Annotated in this window: 16 protein-coding genes; 9 read left to right on the forward strand and 7 right to left on the reverse strand. The window is 61.4% G+C overall.

Annotated features, from left to right (window positions below; genetic code table 11):
- Positions 1-127: FAD-dependent oxidoreductase (locus GR212_RS27135; RefSeq protein WP_163991383.1), on the reverse strand; the 127-nt coding region annotated here is incomplete at its 3' end.
- Positions 128-419: 292 nt separating this feature from the next.
- Here GR212_RS27135 and GR212_RS27140 point away from each other — a divergent pair.
- The 7 genes from GR212_RS27140 to GR212_RS36960 all read left to right on the forward strand — a co-directional run bounded on the left by GR212_RS27140 (position 420) and on the right by GR212_RS36960 (position 8,974).
- The gene (locus GR212_RS27140; protein WP_163991385.1) at positions 420-1,208 is read left to right on the forward strand and encodes an SDR family oxidoreductase; all 789 of its coding nucleotides are present in this window, start codon (positions 420-422) and stop codon (positions 1,206-1,208) included.
- A 412-nt stretch (positions 1,209-1,620) separates the two neighbouring features.
- Entirely contained in the window at positions 1,621-2,853 is a 1,233-nt protein-coding gene (locus tag GR212_RS27145; protein ID WP_163991387.1) for an efflux RND transporter periplasmic adaptor subunit, read from the forward strand.
- Positions 2,850-5,969: an efflux RND transporter permease subunit gene (locus tag GR212_RS27150; RefSeq protein ID WP_163991389.1), complete on the forward strand. Its 3,120-nt coding sequence runs from the start codon at positions 2,850-2,852 to the stop codon at positions 5,967-5,969. The genes GR212_RS27145 and GR212_RS27150 overlap by 4 nt, the downstream gene beginning before the upstream one ends.
- A 230-nt stretch (positions 5,970-6,199) precedes the next feature.
- Entirely contained in the window at positions 6,200-7,489 is a 1,290-nt protein-coding gene (locus GR212_RS27155) for an Hsp70 family protein (protein ID WP_163991391.1), read from the forward strand.
- 55 nt (positions 7,490-7,544) lie between these two features.
- On the forward strand, positions 7,545-8,429 hold the full coding sequence (locus tag GR212_RS27160) for a uracil-DNA glycosylase (protein WP_163991393.1): 885 nt from the start codon (positions 7,545-7,547) through the stop codon (positions 8,427-8,429).
- 140 nt (positions 8,430-8,569) lie between these two features.
- Positions 8,570-8,761 carry a hypothetical protein gene (locus GR212_RS27165; protein WP_163991396.1) on the forward strand — a complete coding sequence of 64 codons (192 nt, stop codon included), beginning with the start codon at positions 8,570-8,572 and terminating at the stop codon, positions 8,759-8,761.
- Between the two features lie 51 nt (positions 8,762-8,812).
- A complete protein-coding gene (locus GR212_RS36960) occupies positions 8,813-8,974 on the forward strand; it encodes a hypothetical protein (RefSeq protein WP_204326783.1) in 162 nt (53 codons plus the stop codon).
- Between the two features lie 83 nt (positions 8,975-9,057).
- Here GR212_RS36960 and GR212_RS27170 read toward each other — a convergent pair whose 3' ends face one another.
- Positions 9,058-9,930, reverse strand: a complete 873-nt coding sequence (locus tag GR212_RS27170) for a hypothetical protein (RefSeq protein WP_163991398.1) — start codon at positions 9,928-9,930, stop codon at positions 9,058-9,060.
- Between the two features lie 472 nt (positions 9,931-10,402).
- Between GR212_RS27170 and pepN the strand changes: the two genes are divergently transcribed.
- Both pepN and GR212_RS27180 read left to right on the forward strand, forming a co-directional pair.
- Positions 10,403-13,051, forward strand: a complete 2,649-nt coding sequence (pepN, locus tag GR212_RS27175; RefSeq protein ID WP_163991400.1) for an aminopeptidase N — start codon at positions 10,403-10,405, stop codon at positions 13,049-13,051.
- Between the two features lie 229 nt (positions 13,052-13,280).
- Entirely contained in the window at positions 13,281-15,596 is a 2,316-nt protein-coding gene (locus tag GR212_RS27180) for a PAS domain-containing sensor histidine kinase (RefSeq protein WP_163991402.1), read from the forward strand.
- On the opposite strand, the gene GR212_RS27185 is transcribed toward GR212_RS27180, so the two are convergent.
- The 5 genes from GR212_RS27185 to GR212_RS27205 form a co-directional block, all read right to left on the reverse strand.
- Entirely contained in the window at positions 15,597-18,557 is a 2,961-nt protein-coding gene (locus GR212_RS27185) for a bifunctional [glutamine synthetase] adenylyltransferase/[glutamine synthetase]-adenylyl-L-tyrosine phosphorylase (RefSeq protein ID WP_163991404.1), read from the reverse strand.
- 40 nt (positions 18,558-18,597) lie between these two features.
- The gene (locus tag GR212_RS27190; protein ID WP_163991406.1) at positions 18,598-20,013 is read right to left on the reverse strand and encodes a sensor histidine kinase; all 1,416 of its coding nucleotides are present in this window, start codon (positions 20,011-20,013) and stop codon (positions 18,598-18,600) included.
- Positions 20,010-20,768 carry a response regulator transcription factor gene (locus tag GR212_RS27195; RefSeq protein WP_163991408.1) on the reverse strand — a complete coding sequence of 253 codons (759 nt, stop codon included), beginning with the start codon at positions 20,766-20,768 and terminating at the stop codon, positions 20,010-20,012. Before GR212_RS27195 ends, GR212_RS27190 begins: the two co-directional genes overlap by 4 nt.
- 104 nt (positions 20,769-20,872) lie before the next feature.
- On the reverse strand, positions 20,873-22,426 hold the full coding sequence (locus GR212_RS27200) for a Do family serine endopeptidase (RefSeq protein ID WP_163991410.1): 1,554 nt from the start codon (positions 22,424-22,426) through the stop codon (positions 20,873-20,875).
- Positions 22,427-22,594: 168 nt separating this feature from the next.
- On the reverse strand, positions 22,595-23,056 hold the full coding sequence (locus tag GR212_RS27205; RefSeq protein ID WP_163991614.1) for a cytochrome c-type biogenesis protein: 462 nt from the start codon (positions 23,054-23,056) through the stop codon (positions 22,595-22,597).
- Positions 23,057-23,094 lie beyond the last annotated feature (38 nt).

Raw genomic sequence — 23,094 nt, forward strand, 5'->3', positions numbered from 1 at the left:
CGACTGTCAGATCCGCATTGATCTGCTTCAGCCGGATCGCAGCCGACAGGCCCGCAGGACCCGCACCCACAATCACGACGTCGAATTCCATGCTCTCCCGCTCCGGCAACTCGATCGCGTCAGTCATTCACTCTCTCCGCTTGGCCGGCATCCCATGATATCGGATCGCAGCCTCATCCCCTTTGGGCGTCTTCCCCGTTTCGTTTATCTCTTGTCAAAATGGAAAGGGATTGTCGAGCCGGGAAGCGACAGGCAATCCCCAATTCGCTCACCGCATCAAACAAGTTAATTTACTCTTACGTTAACGTCAATATTCTGACGGCATCCGCGATCACCATGAGAGCATGACTTTCATAATTGCCCGATGGCGCTCTATAAATAGCGCTCAGGATTTTCGAACAGCATGAAAGGTGTTCAAGATGGATCTTCGTATCGGCGGAAAGCGTGCGCTGGTGCTCGCCTCGTCCAAGGGCCTCGGCCATGGAATCGCGGTGGCGCTGGCCCGCGAGGGCGTGAATGTTCTGCTCTGCGGCCGCAGCGGCGAACGGCTGGAAAGCAACTGCAAGACAATCAATGCCGAGGGCAAGGGCCGGGCCGACTGGATCTGGGCCGATCTCAACGACGAGAATTTCGTCGATGTCGTCAGCAAGGCCGCTATCGAAAAACTCGGAGGCATCGACATCCTCGTCAACAACAGCGGCGGACCGACGCCCGGAACGACGGAGGATATGACCGCCGACCGGCTGGAAATCTATTTTGTCTCCATGGTGGCGCGGATCATCGGCCTGACCAACGTCCTGCTGCCGGGCATGAAGGCGCAAGGCTGGGGGCGCATTCTCACCGTCGCCTCCTCCGGCGTCATCGAACCCATCCCGAACCTGGCGCTTTCCAACACGCTGCGTCCCGCCCTTGCCGGCTGGAGCAAGACCTTGGCAAGCGAAGTGGCGGCCCACGGCATCACGGTCAACATGCTCTTGCCGGGCAGCATCGCGACCGATCGATTGGCCGAACTCGATTCGGCCACGGCCAAACGTGGCGGCAGAAGCCTGGAAGATGTCAGCGCGGAGCGTCAGCAACGCATTCCTGCCGGTCGCTACGGCCGCGTCGAGGAGTTTGGGGCGACGGCCGCCTTTCTCTGCAGCGAACCGGCAAGCTATGTGACGGGCACGATGGTTCGCTGCGACGGCGGAGCGGCACGCTCTCTCTAGAAAGGTGCGGGCCCTTCAAAACAGGGCCCGACAACACATTTGCGTGAGCAGTCACAGCATCCGCTATAAGCGTTGCGATGCATCTTCTGACTATAAAAGCCGCATAAGGCTTTTCGATCACCCGATTATTACATAACGGCAATCAAAAAATAGCCATTTAGCTTTCTGCTGCAGTGCAAAAGCGGGGGCAATGCGAAAGCTTTCCAAGCTTTAATTTTTCGTCCCGCCGAACTGTGATAAATTGCACTGGATCAGCGTTCATGAATACACGTTATAGGGACAGAATTACCGAACGTTAGCGGTAACAGCGATGTGATGGATTGCGGCGAAACCCGTCTTTGTTGTGCGGCGCAATAAATACACCTCGATGTCATCGTGTTTCCCGCAACTTGCCTCGACCGGTTCTTTAAATATGAAAAAAATCTGGCTTCCCCTCGGCCTTCTCGTCGTCGCAGCCCTTCTAGTCTGGGGTTATCGCGATCGCATTCCCTTTCTTTCCTCATTCGTCGACCAGGCTTCCGCAGAAACCAAGGATGGCGGCAAGGCAGCGCAGGCCGGCAGCAAGCGTCAGGCTGGGCCGATCTCCGTGAAGACGGTTGCCGCCGTCAAAACCACGCTTCCCATGGATGTCTCCGCGACCGGATGGGTCGTGCCGATCGATTCAACGACGATCGCCGCACAGGAAGCTGGGCTGATCACGCAGATCGCGGTCAAAGATGGCGCAACGGTTAAATCCGGCGACCTGATCGCAAAGCTCGATCCGCGTACGGCACAGGCCGCCGTCAACAAGGACCAAGCGACCCTTACAAAAGACCAGGCAAACCTTGCCCAGGCGCAGACCGCGCTGACCCGCGCCAATAGCCTGCTCACGAGCAGCGCCGGCACTCAGGCGACTGCCGACGAAGCACGAGCGACCCGCGATGCCGCTGCCGCCACGCTCAGCGCGGACCAGGCACAGCTTGCCGCGGATCAGGTCCTGCTCGGAAACACCGACATACGGGCACCCTATGACGGCCGGCTTGGCGATGTTCAATTGAGCCTGGGCGCTTATGTCAGCGCCGGCACGCCAATCGTGACGATCAGCAAATATAATCCGGCATACATCAAGTTCACCATGCAGGAAAACAACCTGCGCGAACTGCAGGAGCAGATGGCCGCAGGACCTGTCCAGGTCACCACCGTTCCCCGCTCCACACAGGGCAAGCCCCGCACCGGAACCATCACCTTCTACGACAACACGGTCGACCAGGCTTCCGGAACGATCGCCGTGAAGGCAACCTTCGAGAATGCCAACGGCGCCTTGTGGCCGGGACGCTCCGCGAACATCATGGTTCACTTTGCCGACAACGAGCAGCTTGTCGTCGTGCCGACCGTTGCCGTCAGCCCGGGACCGGATGGCTACATCGCCTTCGTAGTCAAGGACAACAAGGTCAAGATCACGCCAGTGACGATTGCTCGCGCCAATGGCGGCCGCACGGCCGTCGCCACAGGCCTTTCGGTCGGCGATCATGTCGTTGTCGAAGGTCAATCGCAACTTAACGATGGCACAGAAATCAAGGAACAGTTTAGCGCCGATCCAAACGAGAAGGTCGCTTCGGCCGATGATGGAAAAACCGAAACCATCGCAGTTGGAGCGCAACAATGATCCCGACCTTCTGTATTCAGCGACCGGTCGCGACGACGCTTCTCGCCATCGGCGTAGTGCTTGCCGGTCTTGCCGGCTACCAGCTCATCCCCGTCGCAGCCGTGCCGCAGGTGGACTTCCCGACGATCAACGTCTCGGCTCAGCTGACGGGTGCCTCGCCACAGACAATGGCGACATCGGTCGCCACGCCGCTGATCAAGCAGTTCGAGACGATCCCCGGCATCAGCGAAATTTCCTCGACGAACTCGCTTGGCAATACCAGCATCGTGCTGCAGTTCAATCTCGACCGCAGCATCGACGCCGCCGCCGGTGACGTGCAGGCGGCGATCTCGACCGCGCAACGAAAGCTTCCCAACAACCTGACCACCCCGCCGAGCTACAGGAAGACCAATCCGGCCGACGCGCCCGTCATGCTGATCGCCGTACAAAGCGACACGCTGCAGCGCAGCAAGCTCGACGATATCGCCGAGAACATCATCGCTCCGTCGATCTCGACACTGCCTGGCGTCGCCGAAGTGACCGTAAACGGCGCGCAGACCTACGCGGTGCGTATCGACGTCGATCCGAACAAGCTTCTGGATCGCGGCATCGGTATCGACACGGTCAATACAGCCGTTGTCAACGCCAACAACCAGGTCCCGGTCGGCACGTTGCAAGACGCAGCGCAGAGCATGACGATCAACGCGAATACGCAGCGCGTCAACGCCGACGAGTTTCGCACACTTGTAATCGCCAATCCCAATGGCAATCCCATTCATCTCGGCGATGTCGCCGACGTTCAGGACAGCGTCGAAAACCAGAATATCGGCAGCTGGTATGATGGCCAGCGGGCGATCATCCTGGCTATCCAACGCCAGCCCGACGCCAATACCGTCGACGTCGTCGATGCCGTCAACAAGACACTGCCGAAGCTGCATGCCGAAATGCCGGCTTCCGTCAAAATGACCGTCATGAACGACTCGGCCCAGCCGATCCGCGAGGCCATCTCGGACGTCAAGTTTACCTTGCTGCTGACCATCGGCCTCGTCGTTCTCGTCATCTACCTGTTCACCGGCCACGTAACGGCAACGATTATCCCCGGTCTCGCCGTACCTCTTTCCCTGATATCAACCTTCGGCATGATGTATGTGCTCGGCTACAGCGTCGACAACATCTCACTGCTCGGATTGACGATCGCGGTGGGCCTCGTGGTGGACGACGCGATCGTCATGCTGGAAAACATCCTGCGGCACATGGAAGAAGGCATGCCTGCGCTGCAGGCGGCCATCAAGGGCGCGGGCGAAGTCAGCTATACGATTATCTCCATGTCGATCTCGCTGATCGCCGTTTTCATCCCGATTCTGCTGATGGGCGGCGTCGTTGGCCGTATCTTCAACGAATTCGGCATGGTGGTGGCAATCGCCATCGTTTCGTCCGCCGTGGTCTCGCTGACCGTCACGCCGATGCTCGGTTCGCGTCTCTCCAACGCCCACAGCCATCCTCCCCTGCCGGTACGCCTCTTCAACAAGGGCTTTAACTGGACCGAGGTCAATTACGGCAAGGGCGTGGAATGGTGTATTCGCCATCGCTACATCGTGCTTGGGAGCTTCCTTGGCTCGGTCGCGCTCTCGGGCTATCTCTTCCTCACCCTGCCAGCCAGCTTTTTCCCGCAGGAAGACATCGGCCGGCTGCAGATTTCAACGCGCGCCCGCCAGGACATTTCTTATCCGGCGATGCGTGACCTGCAGAATCAGGCCGCTGCCGCGATCAAGGCGAACCCTGCCGTGCAGCACGTCATGTCGGTTGTCGGCGCCAGCGCACGCCAGACACTCAACAACGGTACGATCTACGCTCAGCTGAAGGATAAGAAAGAGCGTCCGCCGCTCGACCAGACCTTGCGCGAAATGCGCGCCGCCGTCGCCAAGATCCCGGGCATTCAGGTCTTCATCAACCCACAGCAAAGCCTTCGCTTCGGCGGACGCCAGACCGCCAGCCAGTATCAGCTTATCATCCAGGCACTCAACGCTGATCTGACGAACCAGTGGGCCAACAAGATGCTGCAGGAGATGCGCAAGGATCCACGTTTCACCGACGTGACCACAGACGCGCAGTACAATGCATTGCAGGCCAATATCGTCGTCGATACGGAGAAGGCCGCCGCCTACGGCATCAACAACAACCTGCTGCGCACCACGCTTGAAGAGGCCTTCAGCGACTACGCCGCCGCACAGATCCAGTCTACGGGCGACAGCTATGACGTGATCATCGAATATGATGCGAATCAGCCCTGGGACGACCAGAAACTGTCGCGCATCCATGTGACGTCTTCGAAGGGCGACCAGGTTCCATTGTCGGCCTTCGCGCACATCGACCGCAACACCGGCCCGGTCACCATCAACCAGACGGGCCAGTTGGTCTCGACCACGGTATCCTTCAACCTGCCCGCCGGCGAAGCGCTCGGCGACGCCACCGCGCAGATCGACCAGATCAAGAAGGATATCAACATGCCGGCGGACGTCTTCACGTCCTACGGCGGCACGGCGCAGATCTTCCAGCAGTCTCAGGGCAGCACGCCTTACCTGATCCTGGCGGCGGTGCTGACGATCTATGTCGTTCTCGGCGTTCTCTACGAGAGCTTCATCCACCCGCTGACCATTCTGTCCGGCCTGCCGGCCGCCGCGCTCGGCGCCCTGCTCGCCCTGAAGGTCTTTGGCTTCGACCTGTCGATCATCGCTCTCATCGGCCTGCTGATGCTGATCGGTATCGTCAAGAAGAACGCGATCATGATGATCGACGTGGCGCTGGAAACGCTGCGCTCGAGTACGGGCATGTCGCCGCCGGAAGCGATCCACGAAGCCTGCGTACGCCGTTTCCGCCCGATCATGATGACGACCTTCTGCGCCCTGCTCGGTGCCCTGCCGATCGCCGTCGGCGGCGGAGCGAGCTCCGAGCTGCGCCAGCCGCTCGGCATAGCAGTCGTCGGCGGTCTTGTGGTCTCGCAGATCCTGACGCTGTTCATCACGCCGGTCATCTTCCTGGAAATGAACCGCCTGAACGATTTCCTCGGCCGGCTCGGCAAGCGGAAGGACGCGGATCCGCATCACAAGGAGCCGCCAGCGGCCATCGCTGCGGAATGAGATCGACGGGCGCCGAAAGGCGCCCGTTTCGCTTGTCGGGGATCCCGGCCCGCGTTCGGGGAGGGATTGCGGCCAGCGGATACGGCGACAAACAAAATAAAGGCTTTGCCACGACTTGAACTTGAGGCTCAGCCATGTCATGACGCGCCCTCTTTGCGACAAGGCGCGTCTTGCGTCTCTCAGGGGGCTTGGCCCCAATCCAGACAATTTCGACGGAAAGGAGTGCGGGCATGGCTCGGGCGCTTGGTTTCGACTTCGGCACGACGAACACGGTCCTGGCGATGGCCGATGGACCTGCAACACAATCGGTTGCCTTCCACAGCGCGGCCGGCACGGCGGACAGCATGCGTACCGCTCTATCCTTCATGAAGGATGCGGGGCTGGGCGCGACCGCGCTCAAGGTCGAGGCCGGTCATGCGGCGATCCGGCAGTTCATCGACAATCCCGGCGATTGTCGTTTCCTGCAGTCGATCAAGACCTTCGCGGCGAGCGCCCTCTTCCAGGGCACGCTGATCTTCGCCAAGCGCCACAGCTTCGAGGATCTGATGGAGATCTTCGTACGCCGCCTGCGCGCCTATGCCGGAGACGGCTGGCCGGCGGACGTCTCCCGCATCGTCACGGGGCGCCCCGTGCACTTTGCCGGCGCCAATCCCAATCCGGCACTTGCCACGGAGCGCTACAACGCCGCCCTCTCGCGGCTCGGCTTCCCGGAAATCCATTATGTCTACGAGCCGGTGGCGGCGGCCTTCTATTTCGCGCAGCATCTGAAGAAGGACGCGACCGTACTCGTGGCCGACTTCGGCGGCGGCACGACCGACTATTCGCTCATCCGCTTCGAAACCCAGGCCGGAAAGCTCTCCGCCACTCCCATCGGCCACTCCGGCGTCGGCATCGCCGGCGATCATTTCGACTTCCGGATGATCGACAACATCGTCTCTCCGGCCATCGGCAAGGGCAGCTTCTTCAAGAGCTTCGACAAGCTGCTGGAAGTGCCGACCTCCTACTACGCCAATTTCGGACGCTGGAACCAGCTTTCGATCTTCAAGACCTCGCGCGAATATGCCGACCTGAAGACACTGGTGCGCAGCAGCCTCGAGCCCGAGAAGCTGGAGACCTTCATCGAGCTGGTCGAGCATGACGAGGGCTACCCGCTCTATCAGGCCGTATCGGCGACGAAGATGGCGCTTTCGAGCGAGGAAGAGGCAGAGTTCAACTTTCCTCCGCTCGGCAAGGCCGGTCGCAAGCAGGTGCGCCGCGCCGATTTCGAAACGTGGATCGCCGAGGATCTCGCGCGCATCGAGGGCGCTCTCGACGACGTGCTCACCACCACGAACACATCGCCCGATACGATCGACAAGGTGTTCCTGACAGGCGGCACATCCTTCGTGCCGGCCGTGCGGCGCATGTTCACCGAGCGCTTCGGTCAGGAGCGGATCGAGACCGGCGGCGAATTGCTGTCGATCGCCCACGGCCTTGCCCTTATCGGCGAGCGCGACGACATCGCCCAGTGGACGGCTTGAGATAGCCGACCACCCTGCCCTTTCGTTCCCGCTCCGCATTGGCTAGAGTTCAGCCATGATTTCCGCCAGCGACCTCACACCGGCCGAACTTGCCGCCCTTCTGCATTTCCATGCGGATGCCGGCGTCGATTGGTTGCTGGAAGAGCAGCCGGTGGATCGCTTCGCCGAGTTCGAGGCCATGCGCGCCGCGCGGCAAGGCTCGCGGGCGACGCAGCCACGGGCCGAAGCACCGCCGGCCGCGGCAAGACCGCAGCCTGAGCGTCGCCAGGCCGCAAAGCCGGCCGCCGCCTCTCCTGCGCCGCCGCGCGCCGCACCCGCCATTCCCGACGAACAGGCCGTGGAGCAAGCCCGATTCGCGGCCGAAAGCGCGCGGTCGCTCGCAGAGTTGAAAACTGCGATCGAAGCCTTCAACAGCTGCAACCTCAAGAACAGCGCCCGATCGACGATCTTTGCGAGCGGTACGCCGGAAGGCCGCGTCATGGTGATCGGCCCGATGCCGAGCGCCGACGACGATCGCGAGGGTGCGCCGTTTGCCGGCCGTTCGGGACAATTGCTCGACAGGATGCTGGCCGCCATAGGCTTGCAGCGCGACGCGATCCTGCTCACCAATGTCATTCCGTGGCGTCCGCCCGGCAACCGGGCGCCGTCCGCCCATGAAATCGAGATATGCCGCCCGTTCATAGAACGGCAGATCGCGCTTGCCGAGCCGAAGGCCGTGCTGCTGCTCGGCAACTTCACCGCGCGTCACTTTTTCGGAGGCGGCGAAACCATTCACGGATTGCGCGGACAGTGGCGGGAATTAAGCATTCTGGGCCGTACCGTACCGGCTATCGCCAGCCTGCATCCGCAGGAATTGCTGACCGCCCCGATCAACAAGCGACTGGCCTGGAATGATCTTCTGGCCTTCAAGAATTATATCACCGCCGAAATATTAGGCTGATTTTCTTAGTCATTAACGAAAAATGACACTAGCCATGCGTTCTTCGCATGGCAGTCCTCTTTTACTGTGCATTGCAAAATCCATGCTGCACCGCAATATATGGAGGTGTCTTGGGAGGAATCTCTAAAGGAACCAAGGCCATGACTGCACGTTTTCGTCCTATTCACTGCGGGTTTGATACCTTGCGCCGCGCCATCGAGCCCGTGCGCGCCACAAGCGGACATCGCAACCTCGGCATCGCTGCCAACGAGCAGATGATTGCACGAGGCACCGGCGTTTCAGCTCGCGTCGGCCGCCCCACGACCTTCTTTGCCGATTTCCGCGTCTGCTGACCGGCAGGACGCGGAAATCCAGCGTCGTATTTGATTATCAGGAACCACATCATGTCTTCGGGTTTGCGCTCGCTCATCGCGCTGTTTGATTCGGTCGGCCACATCGGCTCCGCGGTACGGGCCGCCGAGGAATTCGAACGTGCGCGCAACTTCCGCAAGGGCGACTGCCCCGACACAACCGCGGCAAGGGCGACGGCAAGCATCCCGCTTTGAGATATGAGAGGCGGAATTGCACCGCCCTGTCGCGCGCTTTCCGGAGACGGGGCCCGCACATCTTGCCCCTCCCCTGCGGATAGCTAGTTCGGATCGCCACGATCCTCGTTGGACTGCGCCCAGGAAAAAGCCTCATCGACTGCCGCGAGCTTTATGGCCTGCCATCCGCAATATTGATCCAGAAAATCACGCGATACCCACATGCGCGTCTTCCGGGCTTCGTCGTGCCATCCGATGTCTCCGCGCTCGGCCGACTTGCGCAGGAGACGCTGCAAATGGGTTCGCGATATCATGAAATGCGTGGCCAGCGCCCGCGCGTCAAAGCGGCCGATATCGATTCGATCGCCGCCTTCTCCGGCAAGGTCCAGCTTCGACATGATATGATCGACGACGAGGCCGCCGGCCTCGGTCCAAAGAAACAGGCCGACGCATTCGGGCGGATCGCGCCAGACGTCGGTAGCAAGGCAATTGCGCGCCATGCGCGGCTGTGCCAGATCCATCAGCATCGGCGAGGCAACGAGAGCGGCTGCGCGGCCGCCACCGTCGAGCAAATCGATGGCAGCCAGATTGGCGAGATACCAGCCGAACATCGCCGTGTAGCTGACTTCGGTCGGCACGTAGCGGCGCGGACGTCGGACAGGCCCCGGAGCCAGCTCCAGGAAACGATAGGTCAGCAGCTCCTCTATGAAGCTCAACACGGTATTGCGGCTGGCAATACGATGGTGGGTAATGACGTCCCGCAGAGCGACCACGGTAAGCCCCGAGCCCGGGACCGCCGAATCGTATTCAAGATGAAGTGCATAGGCAGTCTGCGTCAGAAGCCAGCGTTGGTGCGAGGCGAGCATGCGCGCAATCCTCGGACCGCTATCGTAGCGATTGCGCAATGCCTCGGAGAGAAAGCGCAATGACGGCACGAACTTGGGATGGCGAGCAAGTTGCTCGATAGAAAAGCTCAATCGGGCCTCCTTGGGGTGCCCTTCTCAATCTACGACAAAAAGATGATGTTTCATTTTTGTGAACAAATTCACCGGAATCGATCATAATTCCGATACCTAATAGCATGCTATAGGTATGCAAGAGCGCTTATATCGCAAGAGGTTAAACAAATAATTTACTTTAAGTTACTGCTCCGGCGACAGTGGAATATTGATGATACACCTGAACGCTATGGTAGCAATTGCGCCGACAGTTTGCAAATTCAGGCAGAAAGCGGCTTATAACCAGTCAATATCCATTCAATAATTATCCTCGACCGGGCGACGACGGCGGAGCGCAAAGCGAATACTTATTGTGCCATAACAAAACATGTCGATGCCGCGACATGACTTTAACTTTGGTTCAGATTTCGATGTAATGATGCGGCCAGTTTCAGTCCGGAGGAGGGCTTCGGACCGTGCCCGCCATAGCATAGCCTGATCAGGATAGACCATGCGAACAGATACCGGCCAGATCGTCAATCTGGCAGACTACCGTGCTACCGACTTCGTTCTGGAACGCGTGGACCTTACATTCGATCTGCATCCGACCGAGACGAAGGTGGAAGCACGGCTGATCTTTCATCGGCGGGAAGGCACGGATCCAAAGGCGCCGCTCGTGCTGGACGGCGATGAGCTGGTGCTGTCCGGGCTGCTGCTCGACCAGGTCGAACTCCCCGCCGCGCAATATGATGCAACTCCCGAAAGCCTGACCGTCCGTGACCTGCCGGAAGCTGCGCCCTTCGAGCTGACGATCACGACCGTCATCAATCCGGAGGCCAACACGCAGCTGATGGGCCTCTATCGCACCGGCGGCATCTATTGCACGCAATGCGAAGCCGAGGGTTTCCGCCGCATCACCTATTTCCCCGATCGGCCGGACGTTCTCGCGCCCTATACGGTCAACATCATCGCCGACAAGGCGGCAAACCCGCTGCTGCTGTCGAACGGCAATTTCCTCGGCGGCGCCGGTTATGGCGAAGGCAAGCATTTCGCGGCCTGGTTCGATCCGCATCCGAAGCCGAGCTATCTCTTCGCGCTTGTCGCCGGCGACCTCGGCGTAGTCGAAGATGCGTTTACGACCGCATCCGGCCGCGAAGTCGCGCTGAAGATCTACGTCGAGCACGGCAAGGAGCCGCGCGCCGCCTATGCCATGGATGCGCTGAAGCGTTCGATGAAGTGGGACGAAGAGCGGTTCGGGCGCGAATACGATCTCGACATCTTCATGATCGTCGCCGTGTCGGACTTCAACATGGGGGCGATGGAGAACAAGGGTCTCAACGTCTTCAACGACAAATATGTGCTGGCCGACCCGGAGACGGCGACCGACGCCGATTACGCCAATATCGAAGCGATCATCGCGCACGAATATTTCCACAACTGGACAGGCAATCGCATCACCTGCCGCGACTGGTTCCAGCTCTGCCTCAAGGAAGGTCTGACCGTCTATCGCGATCACGAGTTTTCCGCCGACCAGCGCTCGCGCCCGGTCAAGCGCATTGCCGAAGTCCGGCACCTGAAATCGGAACAGTTTCCGGAGGACAGCGGCCCCCTCGCCCACCCGGTTCGCCCGACGAAATACCGGGAAATCAACAACTTCTACACGACAACAGTCTATGAGAAGGGCAGCGAAGTCACCCGCATGATCGCGACGCTGCTCGGCCGCGACCTGTTCAAGAAGGGCATGGACCTCTATTTCGACCGGCATGACGGACAGGCTGTCACGATCGAAGATTTCGTCAGATGCTTCGAGGATGTCAGCGGCCGCGACCTTGCGCAATTCTCGCTGTGGTACCATCAGGCCGGTACGCCCCTCGTAACCGCCTCGGGCGCCTATGACGCCGACGGCAAGACATTCACGCTGTCGCTCGAGCAGATGGTGCCGGCAACACCGGGCCAGACGGTCAAAAAGCCGATGCACATTCCGCTGCGCATGGGCTTGCTCGCCGAAGACGGTTCCGCGATCGTTCCTGCGTCCGTGACCGGGGCGGAGCTCACCGGCGATGTATTGCACCTGACGAAGAAGGCGCAGACGGTCACCTTCCACGGCATTCCCTCGCGGCCGGTTCTGTCTCTCAATCGCAGCTTCTCGACGCCGATCAACCTGCAATTCAGCCAGAGCGCGCACGATCTCGCGCTGATCGCCCGCTACGAGACCGATCATTTCGCCCGCTGGCAGGCACTGATCGACCTCGGCCTGCCCAATCTGCTGCAGGCGGCGCGCGATGCGCGCCAGGGCCTCGATATCAAATGCGATTCCGCCTTCATCGACGCGTTGCTCGCAGCTGCGGCCGACGAAAGCCTGGAACCGGCATTCCGGGCTCAGGCGCTCGCCCTCCCGAGCGAATCCGACATCGCTCGCGAGCTTGGCGGCAATAACGACCCAGACGCCATCCATGCCGCGCGCCAGACGATCATCAAGCGGGTCGCGGAGGCTGGAAAAGATGTGTTTGCTGCGCTCTACGACAGCTTGCAGACACCCGGCCCGTTCACTCCGGATGCGGCAAGCGCCGGCCGGCGCGCATTGCGCAACGCGGCGCTCAGCTACCTCTCTCAGCTGGACGAGGCGCCGGCGCGAGCGAAGGCAGCCTATGACGCCGCCAACAACATGACCGATCTCAGCGCCGCACTCACCATCCTCGCTCAGCGCTTCCCGGATACGGCCGAGACGGCAGCGGCACTTGCGCACTTCCGCGACCGCTTCGCGGACAATGCGCTCGTCATCGACAAATGGCTCGCCATTCAGGCTGCTATCCCCGGCGCAGGCGCGCTGGAGCGCATCCGGCTGCTGATGGAAACGCCGCTGTTCAAGCGCACCAATCCGAACCGCGTACGGTCGCTCGTCGGCACTTTCGCCTTCGCGAACCCGACCGGTTTCGGCCGGGCAGACGGCGCCGGATACAATTTCCTGGCCGACGAGATCCTGGAAATCGACCAGCGCAACCCACAGCTTGCGGCCCGCATCCTGACGTCGATGCGCTCCTGGCGCCTGCTGGAGCCGGTGCGCGCCGATCATGCCCGCTCGGCACTGATGCGCATCGAGCGCGCAAGCGGCCTTTCGACCGACGTGCGCGACATCGTGGACCGCATTCTCAAGGAGTGATTTCGGTCGCTCCGCATGCCGATTTAAAAGGCCGATGTGCATCGGCCTTTTCATCCTCAGCGAGTCCCGAATTCGCGCAACTTACCGCTGCGTGTGCAAATCATGCTGAAATCGCAGATGGTTAAGAAAGTTTTACCTCACCCTCTGGACAAGCCGAATCGCGAATGATTCATTAAGGCAGATTCGGGCGAGCGGCGCAGCGAATCACACGAGGGACAAGGCTAAAGCGATGGTGGACGTGCGGCGGACAACCGCGGCCGATGGACGGCTGCGTGTTAATTTCGACGGCCTGAAATCCTGGCATAGCGGCGTTGCTGATCGAACCGGAGTGCGGATGGAGACGATCTCCGGTCGTTTTCCGCAGACCGAACATATTCTCAAGCGCATCATTCCGGTCCTCATCGTTTCCTTCCTGATGGTCGTCGCCGCCTCGCACTTCTTCGGCATGGTCACGGAACATAGCCGCATGGCGGCTTCGGCTCGTCGCTCGACCTCGCTTTCCATCGCAGCCGCAGCCGCCGCATTTTCGAACGATGCCAGCCTGTTCCAGGCTGGCGACCGCGGTGGCGCGGAGCGGAAACTGGCCTCCTACCTGCCGCAGGATCGACTGGACACCGGCGCTTTCGTGCTGCTCGTGCAGTCGAGCGGGCGCGTGTTCGGCTCATCCGCCGCCGGCTCCGCCTATATCGGCATGTTGGTCTCCGACTTCTTTCCCGAAGTGTCGGCCATCCGCAATTTCGGCGACCAGGCCGGCGTGATCGAAACCATGATCGGCGGCGAGCCCTATTATGCGGCGATTTCCCTGATCGGCGACAAGGGCGATTTCATTCTGTCGGCCGCCTCGATGGACCAGATCGACAAGCTCTGGCGTGACGAGCTGACGCTCAACGTCACGCTCTTTGCGGGCATTTCCTCCATCCTGCTCGTCATCCTCTATGCCTATTACACCCAAGTAAAACGAGCTCGAGACGCGGACGAAATCTTCCTCGAATCCAACCTGCGGGTCGAGACGGCGCTGTCGCGCGGCCGCTGCGGCCTCTGGGATTTCGATTTCACCAGCCGGAAGTTCTTCTGGTCGCGGTCGATGTACGACATGCTGGGCTTGCCGGCCGCCGACAAGCCGCTCGCCTTCACGGATGCGGCGCGGCTGATGCACCCGGATGACAACAGCCTGCACATGCTCGCCCGCGCCGTCACCCGCGGCAATGCCGGCCAGGTGGATCAGATCCTGCGCATCCGCCATGCCAAGGGGCACTATGTCTGGATGCGCGCCCGCGCCCAGGTCATCCGCGCTCATTCGGGCCGCGTGCACATGATCGGCATCGCCATGGACGTAACCGAGCAGCATCGGCTGGCACAGCGTTATGCCGAAGCCGACCAGAGGCTCGCCGACGCCATCGAATGCACCTCCGAAGCCTTCGTGCTATGGGACAAGAACGACCGGCTGGTCATGTGCAACGCGCACTTCCAGCAAGCCTACGGTCTGCCTGACAACGTGCTCGTGCCCGGCACCGAACGCGCCGTCGTCAATGCCGCGGCGGCGAGACCGGTCATCGAACGGCGTATCGTCGATCCTGGCCGTATCAGCCATTCGCAGACGACCGAAGTGCAGCTTGCCGACGAGCGCTGGCTACAGATCAACGAACGCCGCACCCGTGACGGCGGCCTCGTTTCCGTCGGTACGGACATCACGCAGCTGAAGCGCAACCAGGAGCGCCTTCGCGAGTCCGAGCGGCGGCTGATGGCGACGATCAACGATCTTTCCGCCTCGCGGCAAATTCTCGAACGGCAGAAAGCCGAGCTTTCGACCGCCAACACCAACTATCTCGCGGAAAAAGAGCGCGCCGAAGCCGCCAACAGGGCGAAATCGGAATTCCTCGCCAACATGTCGCACGAGCTGCGCACGCCGCTCAACGCCATTCTCGGCTTCTCGGAGATCCTGCACGATCAGATGTTCGGACCGCTCGGCTCGGCCCGCTACAACGAATATGCCAAGGACATCCACGACAGCGGCAAGCACCTGCTCAACGTCATCAACGACATTCTCGACATGTCGAAGATCGAAGCGGGTCATATGAAGCTCTCCTGCGAGCGGATCAATCTGGCGCCGCTCATCGAGGAATGCCTGCGTTTCACCCGCATTCCCGCCGCGCAGAAGAACATTCTCGTCGAGCAGAACATTTGCTCCGACATCAAGCTCAACGCCGACCGGCGGGCGATGAAGCAGATCGTGCTCAACCTGCTTTCCAACGCCGTGAAGTTCACCAATGACGGCGGCCGCATCGCGGTTCGCACACGCAAGGTCGAGGATGCGGTGATGCTCGTCATCGCCGATACCGGCATCGGCATTCCGAAATCCGCCCTCGGCAAGATCGGCCAGCCCTTCGAACAGGTGCAGAGCCAATATGCGAAAAGCAAGGGCGGCTCCGGCCTCGGGCTTGCCATTTCGCGGTCGCTGACTGCGCTGCATCACGGCCGCATGCGTATCCGCTCCCGGGAGGGCGTCGGCACGGTCATCGCGATCCGCATCCCGGATCAACGCTGATCAGTTTCCAACCGTCGCCTGGAAAATCTTGCGCACCGCCTTCGACAAGCGCTTCAATTCTGCTTCCAGCGTGCGGATATCCGGGCAGTCGCCGGCGCGGCAGACGAGCTCGATCAGCCCCGAGGGCGCATTTTGCGGATCGAACGAACCGTCGATGCAGAGCCGAATGAGCTGCGACAGCTCCGTATAGAGATGCAGAGCCTCCAGGCAGACGTCCAGGTCGTTGCGGTCCATCAGGCTGCCGCCGAGCAGTTTCAGCGCTTCCGCCGTGCTGAGCCCGTTCGCATCGATGCCGACACCGCGCTCCGGCGCGATCAGCCGCAAATATTGCGCGATGAATTCGATGTCGATCAGCCCGCCGGGAATAAGCTTCAGGTCCCAGATGTTTTCGGGCGGCTTTTCCTGTTCGATGAGACCGCGCATCTCGCGAACGTCCTTGGCGATCTTGGCGACGTCCCTCTTTGCCGAAAGAACCTCGCCAATGACGCGCTCGGCATCGTTCACCAGTTCCTCGTCGCCGCCGATCAGCCGCGCCCGAGAGAGCGCCATGTGCTCCCAGGTCCAGGCTTCGGTGCGTTGGTATTTCTCGAAGGCGTTGATGCGGGTGGCGACAGGTCCCTTGTTGCCCGAGGGGCGCAGGCGCATGTCCACCTCGTAGAGGATACCTTCGGCCGTCGGGGCCGAGAGGGCGGCAATCAGGCGCTGGGTGATCCGCGTGAAATAACGCGTGGCATCGAGCGGTTTCGGACCATCGGATTCGCCGGCCGTGTCGTCGTAATCGTAGAGCAGGATGATATCGATATCCGATCCCGCCGTCAGCTCGAAACTGCCGAGCTTGCCCATGCCGACGACGGCGACGCGGCCGCCGGGATATTCGCCATGGGCCGAGCGGATTTCCTTCATCACCGCATCCAGCGCCGCCTCGACGATCAGATCGGCGAGATAGGTGAAGGCGCGGGCGGCCATCTGGCCGCCGATCGCGCCCGTCAGCAGGCGAATGCCGATCAGGAAGCGCTGCTCGGATGCGAAGATGCGCAGGCGGTCCAGCACCTCTTCATAATGCCGTGCAGGCGCCAGGAAGCTCCTGATGCGCTCCGCCAGATAGTCGCGCGTCGGCAGTTCGGCCATGAGGCCCGGATCCAGCATGCCGTCGAAAACATGCGGCTTGGCTGCGATGATCTCGGCAAGACGCGGCGCCGAAGACATGATGTTGACGATGAGGGAGAGCAACGCCGGGTTCGTGCCGAGCAGCGAGAACAGCTGAATGCCCGCCGGCAGGCCGGAGATGAAGCTGTCGAAGCGCAGCAGCGCCTCATCCGCACGCTTGCTCTCGCCGAAGACCCGCAACAGCTCCGGCGTCAATTCCGTCAGCCGCTCGCGCGCCTCCACCGATTGCGTGGCGCGATATCGCCCATAATGCCAGGTGCGGATGACGTTGGCGATGTCGGACGGCCTTTCGAAGCCCAGGCGGCGCAGCGTCTCCAGCGTGTCGGGGTCGTCGCCCTGACCGGTGAAGACCAGATTGCCCGTTTCGGACGACAGTTTCGTCTCCTGCTCGAACAGGCGCGCATAGCGGCGCTCGACGGCCCTCAACGTCGTCACCAGCGCCTCGGAGAAAGCCGATACATCGGCAAAACCCATCATGAAGGCGATACGCCGGAGTTCCACATCCGTTTCCGGAAGCAGATGCGTCTGCTCGTCGCGCACCATCTGGATGCGATGTTCGACATCGCGCAGGAACCAGTAGGCCGATGTCAGCTCGTTGCGCGTTTCGGCGTCGATCCACTTCGCATCCGTCAATTCGGCAAGCGTCCGCTCCGTCGACCGGCTGCGTAGCGCAGGCATACGGCCGCCGGCGATCAGCTGCTGGGTCTGCACGAAAAACTCGATCTCGCGAATGCCGCCGCGGCCAAGCTTGACGTTGTGACCCTTGACCGCGATCGCACCGTGCCCCTTGTGCACATGGATCTGACGCTTAATGGAATGGATGTCGGCGATCGCGGCGTAGTCCAGATATTTGCGGAAGACGAAGGGCACGAGATCGCGGATGAAGGCCTGACCGGCGGCAAGATCGCCGCCGACGGCTCGCGCCTTGATGAAGGCGGCACGCTCCCAGTTCTGGCCCCTGCCCTCATAATAGATCATCGCGGCATCGACCGGGATCGCAAGCGGCGTCGAGCCGGGATCGGGGCGCAGGCGCAGGTCGGTGCGGAAGACATAGCCATCCGCCGTGCGCTCCTGCAGGATGCGCACCAGCCGCCGCATCAGCCGCGGAAAGATGTCGATGGCGTCATCCGGATCGGGGACAATGCCCGCCGTCTCGTCGAAGAAGACGACCAGGTCGATATCGGAGGAATAGTTCAGCTCCTCGGCGCCGAGCTTGCCCATGCCCAGCACGATCAGCCCCGATTTCTCGCTTGGGACGGCCGGATCGGGAACGGAAATCTTGCCAGCTTCGTGCGACGACAGCAGCAGATGGTCGATCGCCGCGGAAATCGAGGCCTCCGCAAGCCTGCTCAGCCAGCGGGTCGTCGTCTTGCCATCATAAATTCGGGCAAGGTCGGCAAGCGCGACGAGAAAGGCGGCACGGCGCTTGGCGACGCGCAGACGGCTCATCACCTCGGATTCCGATGGCGAGGGATTCCCTTCCTCCGCCGGCAGCCATGCGCGTCGAGCGTCTTCGACCAGCGCTTCTATCTGCGGCGACAACGGCTTCTCGATGGCGGCAACGAGCAGCGGCGGTTCGAGATTGGCGATGTCGCGCAAATGGGGGGACAAGGTGAGCGCCGCGACAATGAAATCCCGCAGCGCGCTTTCGCCAGCCAGCAGATTGGCGACGGCGGGTTCGCTCCCGCCGATCTGCTTGAGGTCGGCCAGCGCGGACTTCGTCTCCGTCTGGTTCAACGGCCGCAATCGCCCGGACGGAACATCCCGCAGCCAATCGCTTTGCGTCGTCGTCATGCAGTTCTCCCCAACAGCAAGCGGATACTGCAGGATTAACCTATTGTTTCTGCATGGGGAAGATCATGGTGACCGTTAATCCCTTGGCGTCGGGACTTTCAGGATCGGTATGGGAAAGCTCCAGCCGGCCGCCATGCAGCTCCATGACGGCCTCCACCAGCGAGAGGCCAAGGCCGGTTCCCGGCTTCGAGCGGCTCTCGTCGAGGCGGAAGAAACGCTTGACCACGTCGGCGCGCTGATGGGCGGGAATACCGGGGCCATGGTCGGCCACGGCGAGCGTGACCGCATCATGGGTGCGCGCCAGCTTGAATTTGATCGTCTGCTCGCCGTTGCAGCCCGTCGCGTATTTGAGAGCATTGTCGATGAGGTTGAAGAGGGCCTGGCCGATCAGTTCGCGATTGCCCTGCACCTCGACATCGGGTTCGATGTCGGCCGTCAGCGCCAGTCCCACTTCTTCTGCGACCGGCTCATAGAGCTCGGCCGTGTCGGCGACGATGGACGAAAGATCGACACCGGTCATCTCGGCGGCAACCGATCCCGCCTCGACGCGCGAAATCATCAAGAGTGCATTGAAGGTGCGGATCAGCTGGTCGGATTCGCCGATGATGCCCTCGAGCGCGGTACGGCGACCCTCGCTGTCAGCATTGTCGAGCGCATCGGCGGCCTTGTTGCGCAGGCGTGTCAGCGGCGTCTTCAGGTCGTGCGCTATATTGTCGGAAACCTGCCGAAGCCCTTCGTTCAGCTTCTCGATGCGCCCCAGCATGGCGTTCAGCGACGCCGACATGCGGTCGAATTCGTCACCGGAACCGCCGACAGGCAGGCGCTGCGAGAGGTCACCGGCCATGATCTTGCGGCTGGCGGCCGTCATCCGGTCTATGCGCTTCAACGCATTGCGGCCGATGCCGAACCAGATGACCAGTGCGCCAAGACCCATGATCGCCAGAGCCAGCATCAGCGCCTGGCGCACCAGCACACGAAAACGCTCCGGCTCGCCAAGGTCGCGGCCGATCAGGATGCGCAGACCGTTGTCGAGGATGAAGATATTGGCGATCGCCAGATGCTGGCGCTCCGGATCATTGGAGGCATCCGTATAGCGCTCATAGATGAACGGCAGCTCCGTCCAGCCTGCCTGGCCGAGCACGCCGGGCTGCACGGACGCGACGTTGCCGGCAAGGATATCGCCCGAGGGACCGGCAATGACATAGAGATTGGCGCCCGGCTGACGCGCGCGACGTTCCATCGTGCGCAGAAGCAGATTCAGCCCGCCGATGTCGTAGGCGCGCTTGACCTGATTGACCTCCTGCTGGACGGCATCGCGGATCTGCCCCGTCAGCAGCCGTTCGGACATGGCCGTGACGTAGAAAACCAGCGTCGCGGCACAAAGCGCAAAAAGAAGGATGTAGAGGGCGGAAAGGCGGACTGCTGTGGACTTGAAGAGGACGCGAAAGCGACTCATCCCTCGTCCTTGATCATGTATCCGGCACCGCGGATGGTCTTCAGCAGCGGCTGGCTGAAATCCTTCTCAATCTTGGAGCGCAGCCGCGAAACGTGGACGTCGATGACGTTCGTCTGCGGATCGAAATGATAGTCCCAGACATTTTCCAGCAGCATAGTGCGGGTCACCACCTGGCCGGCATTCTTCATCAGATATTCCAGCAGGCGGAATTCGCGCGGCTGCAGCAGGATTTCCTTGCCGCCGCGGCGAACCTCATGCGAAAGCCGGTCCAGCTCCAGATCGCCGACGCGGTAAAGGACATCCTGTTCCGGCGTGCCCTTGCGGCGGCCGAGCACTTCGACACGCGCCAGCAATTCGCTGAAGGCGTAGGGCTTCGGCAGATAATCGTCGCCGCCGGCGCGCAGGCCCGTGACGCGATCGTCAACCTGGCCGAGCGCGGAAAGGATCAGAACCGGCGTATGCACGCCCTTGCGGCGAAGTTCGCTGATGACGGAGAGCCCATCGCGGCGGGGCAGCATGCGGTCTATGATGGCGACATCGTAGGCGTTCTCCGTGGCCATGAAGAGACCGCTCTCCCCGTCGCTCGCGTGGTCGGCAATGATGCCGGCTTCACGAAACGCCTTGGTGAGGTAAGCCGCCGCCTCGAGATCGTCTTCGATAATCAGAATCTTCATGTGGGCGACACTACCTGTCGAGGGTGCATCGGCACAACCAGAATCGGCGGAATTCACGGCATGTTGGCCAGCGGTTGTCATCTTTCACCTGCCTTGGAGCCAGTCAATTTTGACGTCTTTCAAAAGGGAAGCCGCACAAGCCGTGGCCTGCGCGGCTTCCCGAAGCACTCTATCGTCTGAAGAGATCAACCTGCATTGATCGGCAACGCGACGAAGCGGCTGCCATCACCGGACTGAATCTGGAACAGGGCGCGCGTGCGGCCGTCCTTCTTCGCCTGCTCGATGACCTTGGCGATGTCGCCGGCGTTCGAGACCTGCTGGTTGTTGACCGAAGTGATCTTCTCGCCTTCCTTCACGCCCTTGTCGGCGGCATCGGAATCGGGATCGACGGCGGTGATCGCAACACCCTTGCCATCGTCGGAGGGGCCGACGGTCAGGCCGAGATCGGCCAGAGCCTTTTCAGAAGACGGCTGCTGCGGCTGGTTCGGCTGCGAGTCGTCATCGGAGGCCTGGTTCTGATCGGCAGGCAGGCTGCCGAGTTCAACCGTGACCGATTGCGACTTGCCAGCACGCCACAGCGAAACCTCGACCTTGGAGCCCGGCTGCATGGCACCGATGCGACGAGCGAGATCGCGCGGATCCTTGACCGTATCGCCGTTGACGGCCGTGACGACGTCGCCGTTCTTGATGCCGGCCTTCTGGCCCGGAGAGCCATCCTGCGGAGAAACGACCAACGCGCCGCTCGCTTCGGAAAGGCCGAGGGATTCGGCGATATCCTTGGTGACGGGCTGGATCTGTACGCCGAGCCAGCCGCGCGAGACGGTGCCGGTCTTGATCAAGTCGGTAACGACATCCTTGGCGGTCGTTGCTGGAATTGCAAACGCGATGCCGACGCTGCCGCCCGACTGCGAGAAGATGGCGGTATTGATGCCCACCACCTGGCCGTTGAGGTTGAAGGTCGGGCCACCGGAGTTGCCCTTGTTCACCGGCGCATCGATCTGGATGTAATCATCGTAGGGACCGGAATGGATATCGCGGCCACGAGCCGACACGATACCCGCCGTCACGGTGCCGCCGAGGCCGAAGGGGTTGCCGACGGCAACGACCCAATCGCCGACGCGGACCTTGGCGTCATCGGCCCAGTCGACATAGGTGAACTTCTTGCCCTTGCCGTCGACCTTCAGCACGGCGAGGTCGGTACGGGAATCCTTGCCGACAAGCTTGGCGTCAAGCTCGGTGCCGTCGTTGAGAACGACGACGAAGGCAGCGCCGTCGGAAACGACGTGGTTGTTGGTGACGATGTAGCCATCTTCCGAGACGAAGAAGCCCGAGCCCTGGGCGACCGGGCGCAGGCGGCCCTTGTCGTCGGAATTCTTCTGCTGGTTCTGGCCATGCTGCGGGCCGCGACCCTGCTGCTGCTCAAACTGGCGGAAGAACTTCTTCAGCGGGTGATCGTCGGGAAGATCGTCAAAGCCGCGACCGAGGCCAAAGGAGTCGTCATCATCGGCGACCGGATTCACTCGGGATTCGACACGAACGGAGACGACGGCCGGAGACACGGCGTCCACCACGTTGGCGAAGCTCGGAACCTGCGGAGCCTGGACATTGACGGCATCGGCATAGGAACGGCTGACTTCGGCCGGAACACCCATGGCCAGGGCAGCGACAGCGAGGCCGGCGACGGCGGTAGCCTTCATAGCGGTGCTGCGAGACAGGGTGTCCTTGATATTCCTGAACATATGCGAGTTACCTTCTCTTTTCTCGTCGGATTTGTGCCGGGGGAACCGGCTATGGTGCGTCATGATAAAGATATAGGGCACGACACCTTACAGCGAACTGTCCGCCCCATGAAAAATTCGTAATGTAAGGAAATGATTGCAGCGGCGTGAAGGAAAATGACGGCCGCGTCACTTTTCCAGGATCTCGTTCAATTGCGCCTCTTCTTCGGCGCTGAGGGGCTTGCCGGTGGGCTTGCCGACGCGGCGGCGTGCGTAGACGGCAAGCGCCAATCCCCCGACCACGAAGAGCGCGACCGGAGCGCCCCAGAGTATGAGCGTCTTTTCGCTGAAGCGCGGCTTCAGCAGGACAAATTCGCCGTAGCGGGAGACGATGTAGTCCAGCACCTGCTGATCGGTGTCGCCATCGGTGAGGCGCGTGCGCACGAGCAGGCGCAGGTCGCGGGCCAGATCGGCATTGGAATCGTCGATGGACTGGTTCTGGCAGACCATGCAGCGCAGTTCGGCGGAGATCGTGCGCGCCCGCGCTTCCAGGGCCGGATCGGACAGAACCTCGTCCGGATTGACGGCGAAGGCGGACAGCGGCGCCAGCAGCGCGACAAGGCAGAGGCAGAGACGCGTGAAGCCGCCCATGCGCCTTGCCGCCATGTCAAGAGATTTGAACCGCCTGC

The organism is Martinezella lusitana (genome assembly GCF_010668395.1).
Classification (GTDB): Bacteria; Pseudomonadota; Alphaproteobacteria; order Rhizobiales; family Rhizobiaceae; genus Rhizobium; species Rhizobium lusitanum_A.

Excerpts from the sequence above, each read along its gene's own strand:
- GR212_RS27140 (WP_163991385.1), top strand. The coding sequence starts at position 420 with ATGGATCTTCGTATCGGCGGAAAGCGTGCGCTGGTGCTCGCCTCGTCC.
- GR212_RS27145 (WP_163991387.1), top strand. The coding sequence starts at position 1,621 with ATGAAAAAAATCTGGCTTCCCCTCGGCCTTCTCGTCGTCGCAGCCCTT.
- GR212_RS27150 (WP_163991389.1), top strand. The coding sequence starts at position 2,850 with ATGATCCCGACCTTCTGTATTCAGCGACCGGTCGCGACGACGCTTCTC.
- GR212_RS27155 (WP_163991391.1), top strand. The coding sequence starts at position 6,200 with ATGGCTCGGGCGCTTGGTTTCGACTTCGGCACGACGAACACGGTCCTG.
- GR212_RS27160 (WP_163991393.1), top strand. The coding sequence starts at position 7,545 with ATGATTTCCGCCAGCGACCTCACACCGGCCGAACTTGCCGCCCTTCTG.
- GR212_RS27165 (WP_163991396.1), top strand. The coding sequence starts at position 8,570 with ATGACTGCACGTTTTCGTCCTATTCACTGCGGGTTTGATACCTTGCGC.
- GR212_RS36960 (WP_204326783.1), top strand. The coding sequence starts at position 8,813 with ATGTCTTCGGGTTTGCGCTCGCTCATCGCGCTGTTTGATTCGGTCGGC.
- pepN (WP_163991400.1), top strand. The coding sequence starts at position 10,403 with ATGCGAACAGATACCGGCCAGATCGTCAATCTGGCAGACTACCGTGCT.
- GR212_RS27180 (WP_163991402.1), top strand. The coding sequence starts at position 13,281 with ATGGTGGACGTGCGGCGGACAACCGCGGCCGATGGACGGCTGCGTGTT.
- GR212_RS27185 (WP_163991404.1), bottom strand. The coding sequence starts at position 18,557 with ATGACGACGACGCAAAGCGATTGGCTGCGGGATGTTCCGTCCGGGCGA.
- GR212_RS27190 (WP_163991406.1), bottom strand. The coding sequence starts at position 20,013 with ATGAGTCGCTTTCGCGTCCTCTTCAAGTCCACAGCAGTCCGCCTTTCC.
- GR212_RS27195 (WP_163991408.1), bottom strand. The coding sequence starts at position 20,768 with ATGACAACCGCTGGCCAACATGCCGTGAATTCCGCCGATTCTGGTTGT.
- GR212_RS27200 (WP_163991410.1), bottom strand. The coding sequence starts at position 22,426 with ATGTTCAGGAATATCAAGGACACCCTGTCTCGCAGCACCGCTATGAAG.
- GR212_RS27205 (WP_163991614.1), bottom strand. The coding sequence starts at position 23,056 with ATGGGCGGCTTCACGCGTCTCTGCCTCTGCCTTGTCGCGCTGCTGGCG.